Below are 19,174 nucleotides of genomic sequence, written 5' to 3' on the forward strand. Positions count from 1 at the left end.
AAACGATACCGTACCGTTTTGATTCTGGCCAGACCCGATGGACGCACGTCGCAGCGACAGCTTCAAGAGCGCCGACCCGGTCGCGGGTGCGCCGGTCACCGCCCCAACCACCGCGGCTGTCACGCCCCCGGTCTCCGCGCCGGTCCCGGCCACCGTCTCCGCACCGGCGCCGCGCCGCCGCCGCGCGCGGATCGTGCTGCCCCTCCTCGGCCTGCTCGCGCTGGGCGGGGTCGGGACCTACGGCTGGCACTGGTGGAGTGTCGGGCGCTTCCTCGAGGTGACCGACGACGCCTATCTCCAGTCCGACAAGGTCACGGTGGCGCCGCGCATCGCCGGCACCGTCGCGGCGGTGCTGGTCGGCGACAACCAGTCGGTGAAGGCCGGGGACGTCATCGCCCGCCTCGACGACCGGTCCTACCGGGTCCAGCTCAGGCAGGCCGAGGCCGAGGTCGAGAAGGACCGGGCGCAGATCCTGGGCGTCGCCTCGGCGATCGTTCAGCAGCGGGCGCAGGTCGCCTCGTCGCGGGCCGACCTCGCCAACGCCGAGGCCGCCCTCACCTTCGCGCAGCAGGAATACACCCGCTACCAGAACCTGCTGCAGACCGGGTCCGGCACGGTGCAGCGCCAGCAGCAGGCGGAGTCCGACCTGCGCCAGCGCCACGCCGCCCGCGACAAGGCCGCCGCCTCGCTCGACGCCGCGCAGAAGCAGATCGACAGCCTGCAGGCGCTCGAGGCCAGCACCCGCGCGAGCCTGGAGGGCGCGCAGGCCAAGGTCGAGGGAGTGAGGCTCGACCTGAGCTACACCACCATCGTGGCGCCGATCGACGGCGTGGCCGGCGACCGGGCGCTGCGGATCGGGCAGGTCGTCTCGGCCGGCACCGGGCTCCTGACCCTCGTGCCGATGGGCCGCGACATCTACCTCGTGGCGAACTTCAAGGAGACCCAGACCGGCCGCATGGTCGAGGGCCAGCGCGTCACCTTCACGGTCGACGCCTTCGGCGACCACGCGTTCCGGGGCCGGATCGAGAGCTTCTCCCCGGGCACCGGCTCGCAATTCGCGCTGCTGCCGCCGGAGAACGCTACCGGCAACTTCACCAAGGTGGTGCAGCGCGTGCCGGTGCGCGTCGCCCTCGACCCGTCGGATCCGCTCATCGCCCGCCTGCGCCCGGGCCTGTCGGTGGAGGCCACGGTCCACACCCAGGATCCGGTCGAGCCGGTGCGGCCCGCCCGGCCGAGGCCCGCTCCGGCCCTCGTCAGCGAGGCCCTGCCCCGATGAGTCCGGCCCCGATGAGTCCGGCCCCGACCAGCCCCGTGCCGGCCGTGGCCGTGCCCGAGGCGAAGGCGAGCGCCCGGGACTGGCTCGCCGTGTTCGGCGCGATCCTCGGCGCCTTCACGGCGATCCTCGACATCCAGATCACCAACGCGTCGCTCGCCGACATCCAGGGGGCGCTCGGCGCCTCCACCGAGGAGGGCAGCTGGATCTCCACCGCTTACCTGATGGCCGAGATCATCGTGATCCCGCTCACCGGCTGGCTGTCCTCGGTGATCGGCCTGCGCCGCTACCTCGCGGTGAACACCATGCTGTTCACCGCCTTCTCGCTGGCCTGCGCGCTGTCGACGACCTTGGGCCAGATGATCCTGTTCCGGGCCGGCCAGGGCTTCACCGGCGGCGTGCTGATCCCCACCGCCATCGTGATCGTGCGCACCCGGCTCTCGAAGGCGCAGCAGCCCATCGGCATCGCGCTGTTCGGGCTGACCGCGACCTTCGCGCCCGCGATCGGCCCGACGGTCGGCGGCTGGCTCACCGACAACCTGTCGTGGCACTACATCTTCTACCTGAACCTGATCTTCGGACCCGTGGCGGCGGCGATCCAGCTCGGCGCCTTCGACAGCGTGCCGGCGCGCTGGGGCGAGCTGCTCAAGGGCGACTGGATCGGCATCGGCCTGATGGCGATCGGCCTGCCGGCCCTGACCTACGTGCTGGAGGAGGGCCAGCGCAAGGACTGGTTCGGCTCGCAGGTCATCGTGAACATGTCGCTGCTGGCGGCGGCCGGCATCGCCGGCTTCATCGTCCGCGAGCTCACGACCGAGCGCCCGTTCATCAACCTGCGGGTCCTGGCCAATCGCTCGGTCGGCGGCGCCTGCGTGCTGATGACCGTGCTGGGCGCGGTCTCGTTCGGGTCGATCTACATCATCCCGGTCTACTGCGCGCAGATCCAGGGCTACAACGCCCAGCAGATCGGCTACGTGGTGATGTGGTCGGGCCTGCCGCAGCTCGTCCTCTTCCCGATGATGCCGCTGCTGATGCGGACCTTCGACGCCCGGGTGCTGGTGGTCACCGGCACGCTGTTCTTCATCGCGAGCTGCTGGATCAACGTCGGCCTGACCCACGATGTCGGCGCCGACCAGCTGATCCTGCCGCAGCTGATGCGGGCCGTCGGCCAGCCGCTCTTCACCATCCCGCTGTCGCAGCTCTCCACCGTCGGCCTCGCCCCGCGCGACACCGCGGACGCCTCCGCCCTGTCGAACATGATGCGCAACCTCGGCGGCTCGATCGGCATCGCCATGCTGTCGACGATGATCGACCGGCGGGAGCACTTCCACTTCTCGATGCTGGCCGAGGCGATCACCGTCAACGCCACCCGCACCCAGGACCGGCTCGCGGCGCTCGCCGCCGGGATGCACGCCCGCATCGCCGACCCGCTGGCCGCCAAGGGCATCGCGCTGGGCCAGCTCGCCGCCCAGGTCCGCCGCGAGGCCTACGTGATGGCCTACGCGGACGGGTTCTGGCTGGTGGGCGTGAGCCTCGTGGCGAGCCTCGCCGTGGTGGCCATCCTCAAGAAGCCGCAGCGCGCCGCCGGGCCCGTGGAGGCGCACTGAGCGGCCGGGGTCCTACCGCCCCGGCAGGTTGTGGACGATCGGGAAGAACGTGTCCTTCCAGTCCTTGGGCTCGGTCTTGATGGTCTTCATCGCGTAGAAGTGCCGGGCCTGGAGCATGATGCCGTAGGGCGTGGTGGAGAAGTTCGTCCCGGGCTCCTTCATGATCTCGACCAGGGTCTCGGGGGGCGTCTTCTCGTTGGTGGCCGCGACGTAGTCCTTGGCGGCCTTCAGCGGATCCCGGGCGATCTCGGCATTGGCCTCGTCGATGGCGGCCACGATGGCGGCGGCGAGCTTCGGGTTGCGGTTGTACCAGCCGGTCCGGGCGTAGAAGATCGCGTTGCTCACCGGCTCGCCGACCATCTCGTAGGAATTGAGCACCTTGTGGATCGCCGGGTCCTGCAGCTCGCGCTGCTGGAACGGCGGCAGCGAGAAGTGGCTGTTGACCTCGTTGTGCGGGCTCGCCAGCGCCGCCACGGCGTCGGGATGGCCGAGCTGGACGGTGAGCGGGTCGAGCTTGGTGGCGTTCTCGGGCCCGAACGCCTTCTTGGCGGCGATCTGCAGCAGCACAGCCTGGGACGAGACCTTCACGGAGGGCAGGGCGATCTTGTCCTTGGACGAGAAGTCCTTGAGTTCCTTCACGTCCGGATTGCGGGTGAGCAACATCATCGGCGTGGTGCCGACCCCGCACAGGCCCTTCACGTCGCCCTTGGTGCGGTCGTTGAGCAGCAGCATGTTGGTCGAGCCGCTGTCGACGATGTCGATGTTGCCCGAGAGCAGCGCGTCGTTGCCGGCGGCGCCGCTCGTCAGGTTGACCCACTCCACCGTGACGTCCCCGAGGCCCGCGGCCTTGGCGTGCTTCTCGATCAGCTTGTGCTGCTCGGCCAGCACCGCGGGCAGGTAGACGAAGCCCGGCTGCCGGCTGATCCGGACCTTGGCATCGTCGGCCCGGGCGGGGGTGGCGAGCGCCAGCCCGGCCAGCAGGAGGACCGATCCCGCCCGCAGGAGCCGACGGCGGCCCGGCAGCAGCGAGCCCGTCCGAGACGTACGCACCATGACGCTTCTCCCTGTGGCCCGGCGCGATCCTGAGCGGCGCCGGGCTTTCGTTGGACGGGGAGTGGACAGGCTCGGGCCGGCGCGCGCAAGGCCGTCTTCACGCTCCGCTAACGCAGAAGCTGCAAAATATCGCAGGTTGAAATCATCTTCTTGCAATCATCATCGCGGGGGCGTGGGTGAAGATCGGGCTCGGAGCGAAGCTCCACACCATCACGGCCACCGCGCTGGTCGGCATCGTCGCGGTCTCGGGCATCGGGCTCGTCAGCCTGAAATCCCAGGTCGAGCAGGACCGGATGGCCAAGACGCGGAACCTCACGGACGTCGCCTACGGGGTCGCGGCCTATTTCGAGGGCGAGGAGCGGGCCGGGCGCCTGTCCCGGGCGGACGCGCAAGGCGCCGCGATCCGGGCCCTCAAGGCCCTGCGCTACGACGACAAGGAGTACTTCTGGGTCAACGACATGCAGCCCCGCATGGTCGCCCACCCGATCAAGCCCGAGCTGGAGGGCAAGGATCTCGCCGCCGTGCAGGATCCCACCGGCAAGCGCCTGTTCGTCGACTTCGTCGAGACGGTGAAGCGGCAGGGGCAGGGCTTCGTCGACTATTACTGGCCGAAGCCCGGCGCCGACGCCCCCGTGCCGAAGCTCTCCTACGTGCGCGGCTTCGCCCCCTGGGGCTGGGTGATCGGCACCGGCATCTACGCCGACGACACCGCGGCGATCCTGCGGGACGCGGCCTGGAAGGCGGCGGCCGGCATGCTCGTGGTGGTGGCGCTGATCGGCCTGCTCGCGGCGCTGATCGGCCGGCGGCTGACGCGGCCGCTGCGCGCGCTGAACGGCGCCATGCACCGCCTCGCGGCCGGCGAGACCGCCGTGCCGGTGCCGGCACGGGAGCGCCGGGACGAGATCGGCGCCATGGCGGGCGCCGTGCAGGTGTTCAAGGACGCGCTGATCGCCAAGGCCGAGACCGACGCCCGCGCCGCCGCCAGCGCCGACGGGGATGCCCGGCGGGCCGCCGCCCTCGACCGGCTGACCCGGTCCTTCGAGACCCGGGCCGGGACCCTGAGCCGCGGCCTCGCGACGGCGGCCGCCGACCTCGAGGCGACGGCGCGGACGCTGACCGTCACGGCCGCCCACACCACCGAGCGCACCGGCGCGGTGGCCGCGCAGGCGGCCGGCACCTCCGCCGACGTCCAGACCGCCGCGGCGGCCACCGAGGAGATGTCGGCCTCGGTCCAGGAGATCGCCGGGCAGGTGAACCGCGCCTCGGAGATCGCCGGGCAGGCCGCGATCAGCACCCGCCAGGGCGAGGCGACCGTGCGGGCGCTCGCCGCCGGCACCGAGAAGATCGGCGACGTGGTCGGGCTGATCGCCTCGATCGCCGGCCAGACCAACCTGCTGGCGCTCAACGCCACGATCGAGGCGGCCCGCGCGGGCGCGGCCGGGCGCGGCTTCGCGGTCGTCGCCTCCGAGGTGAAGGCGCTGGCCGAGCAGACCGCCAAGGCGACCGAGGAGATCTCCGGCCAGATCGGCCGGATCCAGGGCGAGACCCGGGACGCGGTCGCGGCGATCGGCGCGGTCGGCCGGACCATCGAGGAGATGCGCGGCATCGCGGTCGGGGTCGCGGCCGCCATGGAGGAGCAGAACGCCGCCATCCAGGAGATCGTCCGCGGCGTGGCGAGCGCCGCCACCGGGGCGCAGGGCGTGTCCGAGAACGTCGTCGACCTGCGCCGCGGCGCCGACGAGACCGGCAGCGCCTCCGAGCAGGTGCTGGCGGCCGCACGCGACCTCACCCGCGGCTCGGACGAGCTCGACCACGCCGTGAAGGCCTTCCTGGCGGAGGTCCAGGCTGCCTGAGGGCGCGGCCTGAGGGTGGCCTGAGGGGCGGGGCCCCGCGGGCGGGCAGGGCGGCGCTCAGCCCGCGGAGAAGCCCCGGACCGCGGCCCGCACCAGCGCGTCGATCATCGGCCGCACGTCGCTGACCCCGAGGGGACCCAGGCTGCCGAGATCGGCGAGATAGGTCATGCCGTGGACGCTGGACCACAGCGCCCGCGCCATCACGGGGATCGCCGCCTCGCCGAGGCGGCCGCCGTCGCGCAGCACCCCCTCCAGGATCCCGAACAGGGCCGCGATGTCGGCCTGCACCGAGTCCGGCGCCGCCACCGTGCGCCGCTCGAAGATCGCCGCCCAGGCGGCGTGGTGCTCGGCCGCGAAGGCGAGATACGCGTCGGCCAGGCACAGGAGCCGCGCCTCCGTCTCCCGCGACGGACAGGCCGCCAGCGCCCCCGCGAGGGTGTCCCGGAGCCGGCGCATGGTGACGGCGTTCGCCTCCAGGCGCAGCACTTCCAGGCTGTCGAACTGCGTGTAGACCGAGCCGACCGCCGTGCCGGCCCGCTCCGCGACGCCGCGGGCGGTCAGCGCCGCCGCGCCGCCCGCGTTCAGGATCGCCACCGCGGCCGCGATCAGGGCCTGGCGATCGGCCGCCCGATCGCCGGGCTCCTTCCGCGGCCGCCCCCTCAATTTTTTATGAACCTCGTTCATTTTATCCCTTGCGGCCCGGCACGTCCCGTGTTTACTTGTTTCATGAACGACGTTCAATCAAATCCGGACGCGGTCCGGCCCGTCGTTCCCGCGAGGTGAACCGTGATGAGGACCCTCTCCTTCCTGATGCGCGGCGTGATCGCCGACAACGCCCAGGCGATCCACGACGCCCATGCCGTGACGATCCTGCGGCAGCAGATCCGGGACGCCGCCGGCGCCCTGGCGACCGCCCGGCGGGAACTCGCCGTCGCCATGGCCTACCACGCCGCCGAGGCGCGCGCCCTCGACGCCATCGGCACCCGCATCGACACCCTGTCGGACGGGGCGCGGCGGGCGCTCAGCGACGGGCGCGAGGATCTCGGGACCGAGGCGGCGATCCACATCGCCGCCCTGGAGGACGAGCGGGCCGACCGCCGGGCCGCCGCCGAGCGCTTCGCCGCGGAGGTCGAGCGGCTGAAGCGCCTGGTCGCGCAGGGCGGCGAGCGCCTGCGGGACCTCGACCGCGGGCTCCAGACCGCCCGCACCACCGAGGCGCTGCGGCGGGCCGGACTCGAGGGCCGCCGGGTCACGACCCTGTCGGCGGGGGCGCTCGGGGAGGCCGAGCGGACGCTGGCGCGCCTGCGCGAGCGGCAGGCGGCCGAGGCGGACGTCGCCGCCGCGCTGACCGCGCTCGAGGCCGAGGCCGCGGGCGGGATCGAGGCCGATCTCGAGGCGGCGGGCTACGGCCGCCCCCGCACCGACCCGCGGGCCGTGCTCGACCGCCTCAGGGCCGGCGCCTGATCGGCGTCGCACCGCTTCCCCTTCGATCATTCCTCAGGAGACCGCACCATGACACCGCAGATGCCCCATACCGGCGCCTGGAAGACCTTCACGCTGGTCAGCTTCGCCGTCGCCGCCGCCATGCTGACGTTCGGCATCTTCTTCCTGCCCGCCGACATCTGGATCAAGGGCTACCTCGCCATGGCGTCGCTGTTCCTCACGGGCACGACCTTCACCCTGGCCAAGACCCTGCGCGACGAGCACGAGGCGAAGCGGCTGATCAACAAGATCGAGGACGCCGCCACGGAGCGCGTCCTGCGCGAGGTGGTGCCGGGTCGGCTCTGAGGCCCGGCAGGCCCGCGCCCCGACCCGGGCGGCGCGCGTCCCGGGTCGGGGAGGCGGCGCGCGGCGGAGCGCGGCACCTCCCCCGGATCGCTCACGCCGCGGCGTCCAGGAACCCGGCCACGACCCGGGCGAATTCCGGGGTCCGCAGGTAGCCGTAGGATTTGTGCCGGTTCTCGGCGCCGTCCGGCCTCCGGTAGGCGTTGATCACCGGTACGTCCCGCACCCGCACCCCGGCGGCGTTCGGCGCGTAGAGGGCCGCGAGGTCGTCGCCCACCGTGGCGATGTCCTGGCGATCCATCAGGTTGGTCCAGGCGGCGAGCGCCGCAGGCACCCGGAGGTCGCCGTGCTCGTCGGCGAGCTTCAGCTTCAATTCGGCGAGCCCGAGGGGCACGCCGAGGGTGACGAGGTCGCAGCGGGGCATCGGCGTCCCGTCCGCCTCGGCGGCGCGCAGCACGTCGTAGGCGATCAGGCCGCCCATCGAGTGCGCGGCGATCAGCACGCGGTCCGCCGCGGCCGCCGCCAGGGCATCGCGCAGGCGCGCCCGCGCCGCCGCCCGGAAGTCCGCGTCCTCGTAGTAGCCCCAGAGGTCGTCGAGGCGGTATTCCAGGATCAGGTCGTCCACCGGCGTCAGCCCGGCGGCCTCCTGCAGATGCGACAGGCCGCGGTAGATCCGGTCGGTGAGGGTCGGCTCGGCGCGCTCCGGCTCCCCCGCCGGGGAGGGGAACGGCCCGAGGCCGTGATCGGGGCGGTAGGGCTCGCGGTTGCGGTCGCCCGCGAGCGGCTGCGGGTAGCGCAGGTCCGCCCAGTAGACGAAGGTGAAGGGCAGGTCGGGCTCCGCGACCCGGAGCCCGAGATTGCGGTCGAGCCCCTCGCGGATCGCGGCGCGCCACCAGGCGGCCTTCTCGTCCCGGGGCGGCTTGTTGGCGAGCCCGTGGATGCCGATGATGTGCGCCCGACCCAGTGTCCGCTCCCAGACCGACGAGAGTGCCGGCCGGGCAAGATAGGGCCGCCCCGCGCGGACGGAACTGCGGCTTAGTTTCCGCGCGGCCCGCCGTCACGCCGCTGCCCTCCGCCGTCACCTGGCCGTCACCTCGCCGTCACGCCCGCCGATACCCCATTGCCACGCGGCCGCTCCGCCATAGCTGCGCTGCGGGAACCGGATCGGGCCCGGGGCCTTCTCCCACGACAGATGATCCTGCCGCGCTTGCGTCCCGGTCGCGCGGCCAATGACGAGGACGGTGGCCCGATGCGGCGCGCCCACAGCATGGATTTCGGGGCCGAGATGGTCGGGGGCGGCGTCCGCTTCGCCCTCTGGGCGCCCACCGCCCGGAGCGTCGACCTCGTCGTCGACGGCGTCGACCACCCGCTGCCCGAATCCGGCGGCGGCTGGCGCCGCACGGCCCTGCCCGGGGTGAAGCCCGGCGCCCGCTACGGCTTCCGCGTCGACGGCGACCTCGTCGTGCCCGATCCCGCCTCCCGCTTCCAGCCGGACGACGTCTCGGGCCTCAGCGAGGTGATCGACCCGCGGAGCTTCGAGTGGTCCGACGCGGGCTGGACCGGGCGGCCGTTCGAGGAGGCGGTGATCTACGAGTGCCATGTCGGCACCGCGACGCCGGAGGGCACCTATGCCGGCCTGCAGGCCCGGCTGGCCGACCTCAAGGCGCTCGGCGTCACCGCCCTCGAGCTGCTGCCGCTCGCCGACTTCAAGGGCTCGCGCAACTGGGGCTACGACGGCGTCCAGCCCTACGCGCCGGACGGCGCCTACGGCCGCCCGGACGACCTCAAGCGCCTGATCGACGCCGCCCACGGGCTCGGCCTGATGGTCTATCTCGACGCGGTCTACAACCACTTCGGGCCGGCCGGGAACTACCTCCACGCCTATGCCGGGACGTTCTTCACCGAGCGCCACCAGACCCCCTGGGGCGCGGGCATCAACTTCGACGGCAAGGAGAGCGGCGCCACGGTGCGGCAGTTCTTCATCCAGAACGCCCTGTACTGGCTGGAAGAGTACCATTTCGACGGCCTGCGCTTCGACGCCGTCCACGCCATCCTCGACGATTCGCCCCGCCACTTCCTGGCCGAACTCGGCGAGACGGTCCGCAAGACCTTCCCGGACCGGCAGATCCACCTGATGCTGGAGAACGAGGCCAACCAGGCCCGCTGGCTGGAGCGGGACGCCGCCGGGCGCCCGAAGATGCACGACGCCCAGTGGGCCGACGACCTGCACCATTGCTGGCACGTCCTGCTCACCGGCGAGGATGCCGGCTACTATAAGAGCTTTGCCGACAAACCGGTCGAACACCTCGCCCGCTGCCTCGCGGAGGGCTTTGCCTATCAGGGCGAGCCCTTTGCCACGCTCGACAACCACCCGCGCGGCGAGCCCTCCGGGCACCTGCCGCCCTCGGCCTTCGTGACCTTCCTGCAGAACCACGATCAGGTCGGCAACCGCGCCTTGGGCGAGCGCCTCAACCATCTGGCCGATCCGAAGAAGCTCGACCTCGCCCGGGCCGGCTTCCTGCTGGCGCCGCAGATCCCGATGCTCTGGATGGGAGAGGAATGGTCGGCCTCGGCGCCGTTCCTGTTCTTCGTCGACTTCGCGCCGGACGAGGAGCTGAACAAGGCGGTGCGCGATGGCCGCCGCCGGGAATTCAAGAGCTTCGCGGCGTTCGCGGACGACACCTCGAAGATCCCCGATCCCACGGAACGGGAGACCTTCGAGGCCTCGAAGCTCGACTGGTCCGAGCGGGAACGCTCGCCCCACCGCGAGGTTCTGGCCGACACGACCCGGCTCCTGGGGCTGCGCCGCGACGTGGTCGTGCCCCTGGCGAAGTCCGGCTACGACGGCGCCGCCGCCACCCTGCCGCGGGCCGATGTGGTCGACTGCACGTGGCGCTTCGGCACCGGCACCCTGCGCTTCGTCGCCAATGTCGGCGACGCCCCCTTCGCGCTGGATCCGGGCGGCGGCCGCGTGGTCTGGACCAACGCCCCGGACGGGGCCGGACGTGAGTTGCCGTCGTGGACCGGCGTCTTCCTGACGGAGCCTCGCGCGTGAGCCCCCTCGAAAAACTCGCCGACCTCGTCGGCGTCGCCGCCGGCTACACCGATGCCTTCGGCAAGCCCGTCGAGACGCCGCTGGAGGTGCGCCGCGGCCTGCTCGCGTCCCTGGGCTTCGCGGTCGAAGACGAGGCGGCGATCACCGGAAGCCTCGCCGAGGTCGAGCGCCTGCGCCGCGGCCTGATCCCGCCGCTCCTGCCCGTGGAGGCCCGCCGGGCGGCCCGCATCCCGGTACGCCCGCAGAACGGCGCGCCCCACACCCTGGTCTGGCGCCTCGTGGACGAGCGCGGCACGGCCCGGGAGGGCAGGGCCAACCCGCACGGGTCCGAGCCGGGCTTCGAGCTGCCGCCCCTGACCCCGGGCTACCATCGCCTGACCGTCCAGGCCGGGCAGACCCGCACCGAAGCCTGGGTGATCGCCGCGCCCCAGCGCTGCTGGCGCCCGCGCCCCTACACGGAGGAGGGGGCTTCGGACTGGGGCATGGCCGCCCAGCTCTACGGCCTGCGCTCGGGCAGCAATATCGGCATCGGCACCTACGCGGATGCCGGCGAGGCCGCCCGCGAGGCCGCCCTGCGCGGCGCGGCGTTCCTGGGGCTCAGCCCGGTCCACGCCCTGTTCGGCTCCGACCGGACCAAGATCTCGCCCTACTCGCCGTCCTCGCGGCTGTTCCTGGAGACCCTGTTCATCGCCCCGCGCAGCCTGCCGGGGCTCGCGGGCTCCCGGGCCGAGGCGCTGCTCGCCGAGCGCGCGGACGCGATCACGGCTCTGCGCGAGGCCGCCCTCGTCGATCACCAGGGCGTGCATGACGTACTCGACCCGGTGCTCCGGGCGCTCTGGGCGGAGTCGCCGGCCCGGGCCGGGACCGACGCGGGCTTCGAGCAGTTCCGCCAGGAGGGCGGGGAGGATCTCGAAGCGCACGCCCTGTTCGAGGCGCTGTCCGAGCATTTCCGGGGGCAGGGGGCGCACTGGCTGGGCGACTGGCCGGAGGCGTATCGCCGCGCCGGCACGGAGGCGGTCCGAGCCTTCGCGGCGGAGAACGCGGACCTCGTCGGCTACCACGCGTGGCTGCAGTACCTCGCCGACCGGCAGCTCGCCGAGGCCTCCGCGGCGGCGCTCGGGGCCGGCATGCGGGTCGGGCTCTACCGCGACCTCGCGGTCGGCGCCGACCGGGGCGGCTCCGAGATCTGGTCGCATCCCGAGCGCTTCGCCGACAAGGTGTCGATCGGCGCGCCGCCGGACCTGCTCGCACCGAAGGGCCAGAACTGGGGCCTGCCGGCCTTCGATCCGCTGGCGATGGAGCGCGACGGGCTCGCGGCCTTCCGGGCCCTGGTCCAGGCCAACATGCGCCACGCCGGCGCGATCCGGATCGACCACGCCTTCCAGCTCGCCCGCCTGTTCCTGATCCCGCTGGGGGCGGGGGCCCAGGCCGGAGCCTACGTGGCCATGCCGTTCGAGCCGATGCTGGCGGTGCTGCGGCTGGAGAGCCACCGCAACAAGTGCCTCGTCATCGCGGAGGATCTCGGCACGGCGCCGGAAGGCTTCTCCGACGCGCTGATGCGGGCCGGGGTGCTGAGCTACCGGATCCTCGCCTTCGAGCGCGAGGCCGACGGACGCTTCAAGCCGCCCTCGGCCTACCCGCGGGACGCGCTCACCGCCATCACCACCCACGACCTGCCGACCTTCGTCGGCTGGTGGCGCGGGGTCGACACCGACACCCGCCAGTCGCTCGGCCTCTACGATCAGGAGCGGGCCGAGGTCGAGCGGGGCGAGCGCGTCGTCGAGCGCCGCCGCCTCGCCGAGGCGCTGGCGGCCGAGCAGCTGCTGCCCTCCGCCGAGCCGCCGGATTCCGCGCCCTTCGAGGCCGCCGCCCGCTACCTCGCCCGCGCGCCCGCGATGCTCACCGCCGTCCAGTACGAGGACGTGGTCTCGGAACTCGCCCAGGCCAACGTGCCCGGCTCGACCGAGGGCTACCCGAACTGGCGGCGCAAGCTCGACCGGGATCTCGTGGACATCGCCGCCCCCGGCGGGCCGCTGGCGAAGCTCGCGGCGTCCCTCTCGGCCGAGGCGCGGGGCCCGCGCTCGGGCGCCGCGCGGCTCGCCGCGCCGCCGCCGCGCGCGACCTACCGGCTGCAGTTCCACAAGGACTTCACCTTCGCGGATGCGGGCCGGATCGTCCCCTACCTGCACCGGCTCGGGATCAGCCACGTCTACGCCTCGCCGCTCCAGAAGGCGCGGCCCGGCTCGACCCACGGCTACGACATCGTCGATCACGGCGCGATCAACCCGGAGCTCGGCGGCGAGGAGGGCTTCATCGCGCTCTCCGAGACGCTCCACGCCCACGGGATCAAGCTCCTGCTCGACATCGTCCCGAACCACATGGGCGTCGGCGGCTCCGACAATCCGTGGTGGCTCTCGGTGCTCGAATGGGGCTCCCTGTCGCCCTTCGCCGACGCCTTCGACATCGACTGGCAGCGGCTCGGGGCCGGGCGCAACCTCGTGATCCCATTCCTCGGCGACCGCTACGGTGAGGCCCTGGAGAAGGGCACGCTAGAATTGAAGTTCGACCCCGAGACCGGCGCCTTCAGCGTCTGGCACTACGAGCACCAGCTGCCGATCCGCCCCTTGAGCTACCCGACCATTCTCAACCGGGTGATCGCCGCGATCGGGGCGGTGGACGACGACACCACCGCGGAACTGCTCGCCATCTCCGAGCGGCTGCGGGCGATGTCGATCGATACCGACGAGACCCGCCGCAAAGGCTTCCCCGAGGAGGCCGAGGGGCTGAAGCGCCGGCTCGCCGAGATCTACGGCGTGTCGCCGCTGATCCAGGAGGCCACCGCCAGCACGCTGGCGCTGCTCAACGGCTTCAAAGGCCGCCCGGACAGTTTCGGGCCGCTGCACCGGCTGCTGGAGGCGCAGGCCTACCGGCTGGCCCACTGGCGGGTGGCGTCGAGCGACATCAACTACCGCCGCTTCTTCGACGTGAACTCGCTCGCCGGCCTGCGGGTCGAGCTGTCCGACATCTTCCACCGCTCGCACGAGACCGTGTTCCGGCACGTCCGCGAGGGCCGGATCGACGGGTTGCGCATCGACCACATCGACGGGCTCGCCGACCCGCTGGGCTACGCGCGGGCGCTCCAGGCGGCCGTGGGCCCGGGCTTCTACGTGGTGGTGGAAAAGATCCTGGAGCCGGGCGAGCGGCTGCGGCCCTGGCCGGTGGCCGGGACCACGGGCTACGACGTGCTCAACCAGCTCGACGGGATCCTGGTCGACAAGAGCCGGCGCGGGAAAATCGAGCGGCTCTACACCTGGGCCACGGGGTTCGACGAGCCCTACGGCTTCCAGCTCCGCGCCGCCAAGGCCGAGATCCTGGAAATCAGCTTCGCGAGCGAGCTGGAGGTGCTGACCACCGACCTCAAGGAGGTCGCCGACGCCGACCGGCGCACCCGCGACTTCACCGTCAACGCGCTGCGCCGGGCGCTGATCGAGATCATCGCGCGCTTCCCGACCTACCGGAGCTACCTGCCGTCGGATCTGGAGGAGGGCGAGGTCGAGCCCGAGGATGTCCGCCTGATCGAGGGCGCCGTCGCGAAGGCCAAGCGCTGGTCGAGCCTGCCCGACCGCTCGGTCCACGATTTCGCCGCCGACGTCCTGCTCGGGCGGGTCGAGACGGCGGGGCCCGGCCGGCCGGACCCGCGGGTGGTGCTGCGCTTCCGCCGCCGGTTCCAGCAGCTCACCGGCCCGGTCATGGCCAAGAGCCTGGAGGACACGCTGTTCTACCGCTACGCGTGCCTGCTCGGCCTCAACGAGGTCGGCGGCGATCCGGGCGAGTACGGGATCGACGCGGAGCACTTCCACGATCTGCAGATCGCCCGCGCCCGCGACTGGCCGAGCGCCATGATCACCACCGCGACCCACGACACCAAGCGCGGCGAGGATGCCCGCACGCGGCTGCTCGCCCTCTCGGAGATCCCCGAGGAATGGGCCAAGGCCTGGGACCTGTGGCAGCGGGTCGCCGGCCCGCACCTCGCCCGGATCGACGGCGAGCCGGCCCCGGACGCCAACGACCAGTGGATGTTCTTCCAGGCGATCCTGGGCGCCTGGCCGCTGGATCTGCTGGAGCGGGACGAGGCCGGGGCGATCGTGGATTTCCGCGACCGGCTGATCGCCTACGGCGAGAAGGCCATGCGGGAGGGCAAGCGCCGGTCGAGCTGGGTCAACGTCGACGAGGTCTACGAGGGCGCGGTCAAGCGGCTGTTCACGGCGCTGATCGCCCCGGGCTCGGATTTCCTGAGCGAACTCCGGCCCTTCGCCCGACGGCTCGCCCATCTCGGCATGCTGGCGAGCCTCGGCCGGACGGTCCTGAAATGCACCCTGCCGGGCCTGCCCGACACCTACCAGGGCACGGAGATCTGGGATTTCTCCTTCGTCGATCCCGACAACCGCCGCCCGGTGGATTACCCGGCCCTGGAGCGGATGCTGGAGGAGGGCGGGGCGCCCGCCGACCTGCTGGGCCACTGGCCGGACGGGCGGGTCAAGCAGGCGACGCTGACGCGGCTCCTCGCCGAGCGGGCCGAGCGCCCGGACTTCTACGCCAGCGCCGCCTACGAGCCCGTCGCGGCCACCGGCGCCCGGGCCGACCACGTCATCGCCTACCGGCGGACCGACCCCGTCCAAGAGGGCGGCGACCTGTTCGTGGCGGTGCCGCGGCTGGTGGCGGGCTTCGTCGGGGAAGCCGTCTGGTCGGGCGAGGCCTTTGCCGGCACCCGGGTCGATCTCGGGGCGGGGACGCGCTGGCGGGACCTCGCCTCGGGGCGGGTGGTGGAGGGGGAGGGGGCCGATCTCGGTGCTCTCCTGCGCGACCTCCCCTACGCGGTGCTGCGGCGGGAACCGTGACCGCGCCGTCATCGCGAGCGCAGCGAGGCGACCCAGGGCAGCGCGACCTGGATCAGCGTGGCGCCGCTCGCAGAGACGGCGGCGGTCCGGGCGCGTCTTCCGGTGGCACCTCCGCAGCCCTGTCACGCGACTCTGCTGAGACACGTCGGACCGGATCGCGCGGCACAGCCCGGCGGTTCGGGCGTTACGACACTGGGAACGGGAGCCGAGAGGCAGCATGAACGCACCGACCAAAGCCGCTGCGACGTCCGGGGCCGCGGCCGTCCTGCCGGCCGCGCTGGCCCCCCGGGCCGAGGGGCCGCGGATCTACAACCTGTTCCCGCTCCTGGTCGGGCGCGTCTCGGACTGGACGGCCGAGCTGCCGCGGATCGCCGCCCTCGGCTTCGACTGGGTCTACCTCAACCCGTTCCACCAGACCGGCGGCTCGCGGAGCCTCTACGCGGTCGCCGATCCCGAGCGCCTGGACGAGCGGTTCCGCGACCCCGACGGCACGCCCGACGACGAGCAGATCCGCCGCTTCTGCACCGCCGCCGCGGCTCTGGGCCTGTCGGTGATGACCGACCTCGTGATCAACCACACCGCCGACAACGCCCGGCTCGCCACCGAGCGGCCCGACCTGTTCATGAAGGAGCCCGACGGCTCGATCATGCACCCGGCCGCCGTCGACCCGGACGACCCGTCGATCCGCACCGTCTGGGGCGACCTGGCCGAGCTCGACTACCACACGCCCGCCGCCCGGGACGAGCTGACCCGGATCTGGGGTGCCTACGTGGCGCATCTGCAGGGGCTCGGCGTGACGGGCTTCCGGTGCGACGCCGCCTACAAAGTGCCGCCGGAGACCTGGCGCGTCCTGATCGGGGAGGCCAAGGGGCGCGATCCCGCCTGCCTGTTCGCCGCCGAGACCCTGGGCTGCACCTTCGAGGAGGCCCGGGCCACAGCCGGCGCCGGTTTCGACTACCTGTTCAACTCCTTCGCGTGGTGGGACCTGAGGAAGCCCTGGGCGCTCGAGCAGTACGAGCGCCTGCGAGTGCTGGCCCCCTCGATCGCCTTCCCCGAGAACCACGACATGACGCGGCTCGCCGCCGAGATCGGCGGCGGCCCGGAGGCGGTGGCGGCGCATCTGCGCACCCGCTACGCGCTCGCGGCCTTCTTCTCGGCCGGCGTGCTCATGCCGATCGGCTACGAGTGGGGCTACCGGCGGGCGCTGCACGTGGTCGAGACCACGCCGCGCGACCGCGAGAACGAGACCGGCATCGACATCTCCGGCTCCATTCGGGCCATCAACGCCCTGCGGGCGGAGCTGCCGGCCGCCAATGTCGAGGGCGCGCAGATCCGGATCTCGGCCCCCGACAGCGATCTGGTGGCGCTCGCCCGCTTCGACACCGGCCACCCCGCCTCGGCGCAGCACGGGCTGATCGTGCTCTACAACCCCACCGACAAGCCCGTGCCGGTGGAGGCCGGCGCGCTCGTCGCCCGCACCGGCGGGATGCTCGGCACCTTCGTCGACCGGACCCCGGAGGCCGAGCCGATCGCCTTCCACCCCGGCAGCGCCATCGACCTGATGCCGGGGGAGCTGCGCATCCTCGCCGCAAGCGCCCAGGCGGTCGCCCGGCAGCCGACGCGCGGCACCCCGGACGGGGAGGGCCGCGTGGTGATCGAGGCGGTGACCCCCGAACTCGACGGCGGCCGCTCGGCGGTGAAGCGGATCGTCGGCGAGTCCCTGCGGGTCGAGGCCGACATCTTCTCCGACGGCCACGAGATCATCGACGCCGCGATCCTGTCGCGGGTCGCCGGCACCGAGGCGTCTGGAGGCGAGACTTGGCGCGAGGACCCGATGGTCTTCGTCGACAACGACCGCTGGGCCGGGCACTTCCCCCTGGAGCGGAACGCCCGCTACGAGTTCACCCTGATCGCGTGGCGCGACGCCTTCTCATCGTGGGTGCGCGACACCCTGAAGAAGCGCGCCGCCGGCGTCGACGTGCGGCTCGAGACGATCGAGGGCGTGGCGCTCGTCGGGACTGCGGCCTCGCTCGCCCGGACCCGGGGCGGTCGCGACGCCGAGCGCCTTGCCGCGCTCGTGGCCGCGCTGGCCGCCGAGGAGACGGGCTCGGCCGCCCAGCTCGACCGGATCCTTCAGCCCGAGGCATCGAGCCTCGTGCGCCGCAACGCCGAGCGGGTGAACCTGACCCAATACCCCGTGACCCTGCCGGTGATCGCCGACCGCCTCGCGGCCCGGTTCTCCGCCTGGTACGAGATCTTCCCGCGCTCCCAGTCGATGGACGTGAACCGCCACGGCACCTTCGACGACGTGATCCGGCGCCTGCCCGAGATCCGCGAGCTCGGCTTCGACGTCCTCTACTTCACGCCGATCCACCCCGTGGGCCGCACGAACCGCAAGGGGAAGAACAACACCCTCAAGGCCGAGCCCGGCGATGTCGGCTCGGTCTACGCGGTCGGCGCGGAGGAGGGCGGCCACGAGGCCGTGCATCCCGACCTCGGCACGCTCGCGGATTTCGAGCGGCTGGTCGCGGCGAGCCACGCCTACGGGATGGAGATCGCCCTCGACTTCGCGATCCAGTGCTCGCCCGACCATCCCTGGATCAAGAACCACCCGGAATGGTTCGAGTGGCGCCCCGACGGCACGCTGAAATTCGCCGAGAATCCGCCGAAGAAGTACGAGGACATCTCGAACGTCCACTTCTACGGCGGCGCCCTGCCCTCGCTCTGGATCGAGCTGCGCGACATCCTGCTCGGCTGGTGCGCGCGCGGCGTGCGCATCTTCCGGGTCGACAACCCGCACACCAAGCCGATCCCGTTCTGGGAATGGGTGATCGGCGAGGTCAACGGCCGCTACCCGGACGCGATCTTCCTCGCCGAGGCCTTCACCCGGCCGAAGATGATGAAGAAGCTCGCCAAGGCCGGCTACCAGCAGAGCTACACCTACTTCACGTGGCGCAACACCAAGCAGGAGCTCACCGACTACGCCCTGGAGCTGGCCGGCGAGATGGGCGAGTACTACCGCCCCAACTTCTTCGCCAACACGCCCGACATCAATCCCTACTTCCTCCAGACCAGCGGGCGCGCGGGCTTCGTGATCCGCGGCACGCTCGCCGCGACCCTGTCGTCGGTCTACGGCATCTACAACGGCTTCGAGCTGTGCGAGGCCGCGCCGTACCCGGGCAAGGAGGAGTATCTCAACTCCGAGAAATACGAGCTCAAGGCCTGGGACTACGACCGGCCGGGCAACATCCGCGAGCACATCGTCAAGCTCAACAGGATCCGGCGCGAGAACCCCGCCCTCTGGGACTTCCGCAACGTGACCTTCACGGGTGCCTGGAACGACAACATCATCGCCTACGCCAAGGCGACGCCGGAGCGCGACAACTGCGTCTTCACCATGGTCAACCTCGACCCGAAGAATCGCCAGGAATGCACCTACGAGGTGCCGCTCTGGCTGTTCGGCCTGCCCGACGACGGCGCCGTCGAGGTCGAGGACCTGCTGCAGGGCTACACGTTCGAGTTGCGCGGCAAGACCCACCGCATCGCCCTCGATCCGGCCGAGCGATCCTGCGTGATCTGGCGCCTCCGGGCGCCGCGGCGGGTTGCGGGCTGAGGCCGCGCGTGGCACTCGGCCATGGCCCTTGAATGCG

General features: G+C 72.2%; 11 protein-coding genes. 8 read left to right on the top strand and 3 right to left on the bottom strand.

Annotated features, from left to right (window positions below; all coding sequences use genetic code 11):
* Window positions 1-37 precede the first annotated feature (37 nt).
* Both ASG32_RS04860 and ASG32_RS04865 read left to right on the top strand, forming a co-directional pair.
* The gene (locus tag ASG32_RS04860) at window positions 38-1,276 is read left to right on the top strand and encodes an HlyD family secretion protein (protein WP_056523133.1); all 1,239 of its coding nucleotides are present in this window, start codon (window positions 38-40) and stop codon (window positions 1,274-1,276) included.
* A gap of 11 nt (window positions 1,277-1,287) precedes the next feature.
* Window positions 1,288-2,880 (top strand): DHA2 family efflux MFS transporter permease subunit, encoded by a 1,593-nt coding sequence (locus ASG32_RS04865; protein WP_056523135.1) that lies wholly within the window; start codon window positions 1,288-1,290, stop codon window positions 2,878-2,880.
* Between the two features lie 12 nt (window positions 2,881-2,892).
* Here the strand turns inward: ASG32_RS04865 and ASG32_RS04870 are convergent, their stop codons facing one another.
* Window positions 2,893-3,933, bottom strand: coding sequence for an ABC transporter substrate-binding protein (locus ASG32_RS04870; protein WP_020093327.1), 1,041 nt, complete (start codon window positions 3,931-3,933; stop codon window positions 2,893-2,895).
* A 176-nt stretch (window positions 3,934-4,109) separates the two neighbouring features.
* Between ASG32_RS04870 and ASG32_RS04875 the strand changes: the two genes are divergently transcribed.
* On the top strand, window positions 4,110-5,786 hold the full coding sequence (locus ASG32_RS04875) for a cache domain-containing protein (protein WP_020093328.1): 1,677 nt from the start codon (window positions 4,110-4,112) through the stop codon (window positions 5,784-5,786).
* Window positions 5,787-5,843: 57 nt separating this feature from the next.
* On the opposite strand, the gene ASG32_RS04880 is transcribed toward ASG32_RS04875, so the two are convergent.
* Window positions 5,844-6,470 (bottom strand): TetR/AcrR family transcriptional regulator, encoded by a 627-nt coding sequence (locus tag ASG32_RS04880; protein ID WP_056523137.1) that lies wholly within the window; start codon window positions 6,468-6,470, stop codon window positions 5,844-5,846.
* 105 nt (window positions 6,471-6,575) lie between these two features.
* Between ASG32_RS04880 and ASG32_RS04885 the strand changes: the two genes are divergently transcribed.
* On the top strand, window positions 6,576-7,250 hold the full coding sequence (locus ASG32_RS04885; RefSeq protein ID WP_056523139.1) for a PspA/IM30 family protein: 675 nt from the start codon (window positions 6,576-6,578) through the stop codon (window positions 7,248-7,250).
* A gap of 48 nt (window positions 7,251-7,298) precedes the next feature.
* Entirely contained in the window at window positions 7,299-7,574 is a 276-nt protein-coding gene (locus ASG32_RS04890) for a YiaA/YiaB family inner membrane protein (RefSeq protein WP_020093331.1), read from the top strand.
* Window positions 7,575-7,665: 91 nt separating this feature from the next.
* Here ASG32_RS04890 and ASG32_RS04895 read toward each other — a convergent pair whose 3' ends face one another.
* Window positions 7,666-8,535: a hypothetical protein gene (locus ASG32_RS04895; RefSeq protein ID WP_056523141.1), complete on the bottom strand. Its 870-nt coding sequence runs from the start codon at window positions 8,533-8,535 to the stop codon at window positions 7,666-7,668.
* 285 nt (window positions 8,536-8,820) lie between these two features.
* Between ASG32_RS04895 and treZ the strand changes: the two genes are divergently transcribed.
* From treZ to ASG32_RS04910, 3 genes are all read left to right on the top strand, one after another.
* The gene (gene treZ / locus ASG32_RS04900) at window positions 8,821-10,626 is read left to right on the top strand and encodes a malto-oligosyltrehalose trehalohydrolase (protein WP_056523233.1); all 1,806 of its coding nucleotides are present in this window, start codon (window positions 8,821-8,823) and stop codon (window positions 10,624-10,626) included.
* Window positions 10,623-15,524 carry a malto-oligosyltrehalose synthase gene (locus tag ASG32_RS04905; protein ID WP_056523144.1) on the top strand — a complete coding sequence of 1,634 codons (4,902 nt, stop codon included), beginning with the start codon at window positions 10,623-10,625 and terminating at the stop codon, window positions 15,522-15,524. Before treZ ends, ASG32_RS04905 begins: the two co-directional genes overlap by 4 nt.
* Before the next feature lie 217 nt (window positions 15,525-15,741).
* On the top strand, window positions 15,742-19,137 hold the full coding sequence (locus ASG32_RS04910) for a maltotransferase domain-containing protein (protein ID WP_056523146.1): 3,396 nt from the start codon (window positions 15,742-15,744) through the stop codon (window positions 19,135-19,137).
* Window positions 19,138-19,174: the final 37 nt, after the last annotated feature.

The sequence above is a fragment of the Methylobacterium sp. Leaf361 genome (genome assembly GCF_001424445.1).
Taxonomy (GTDB): Bacteria; Pseudomonadota; Alphaproteobacteria; order Rhizobiales; family Beijerinckiaceae; genus Methylobacterium.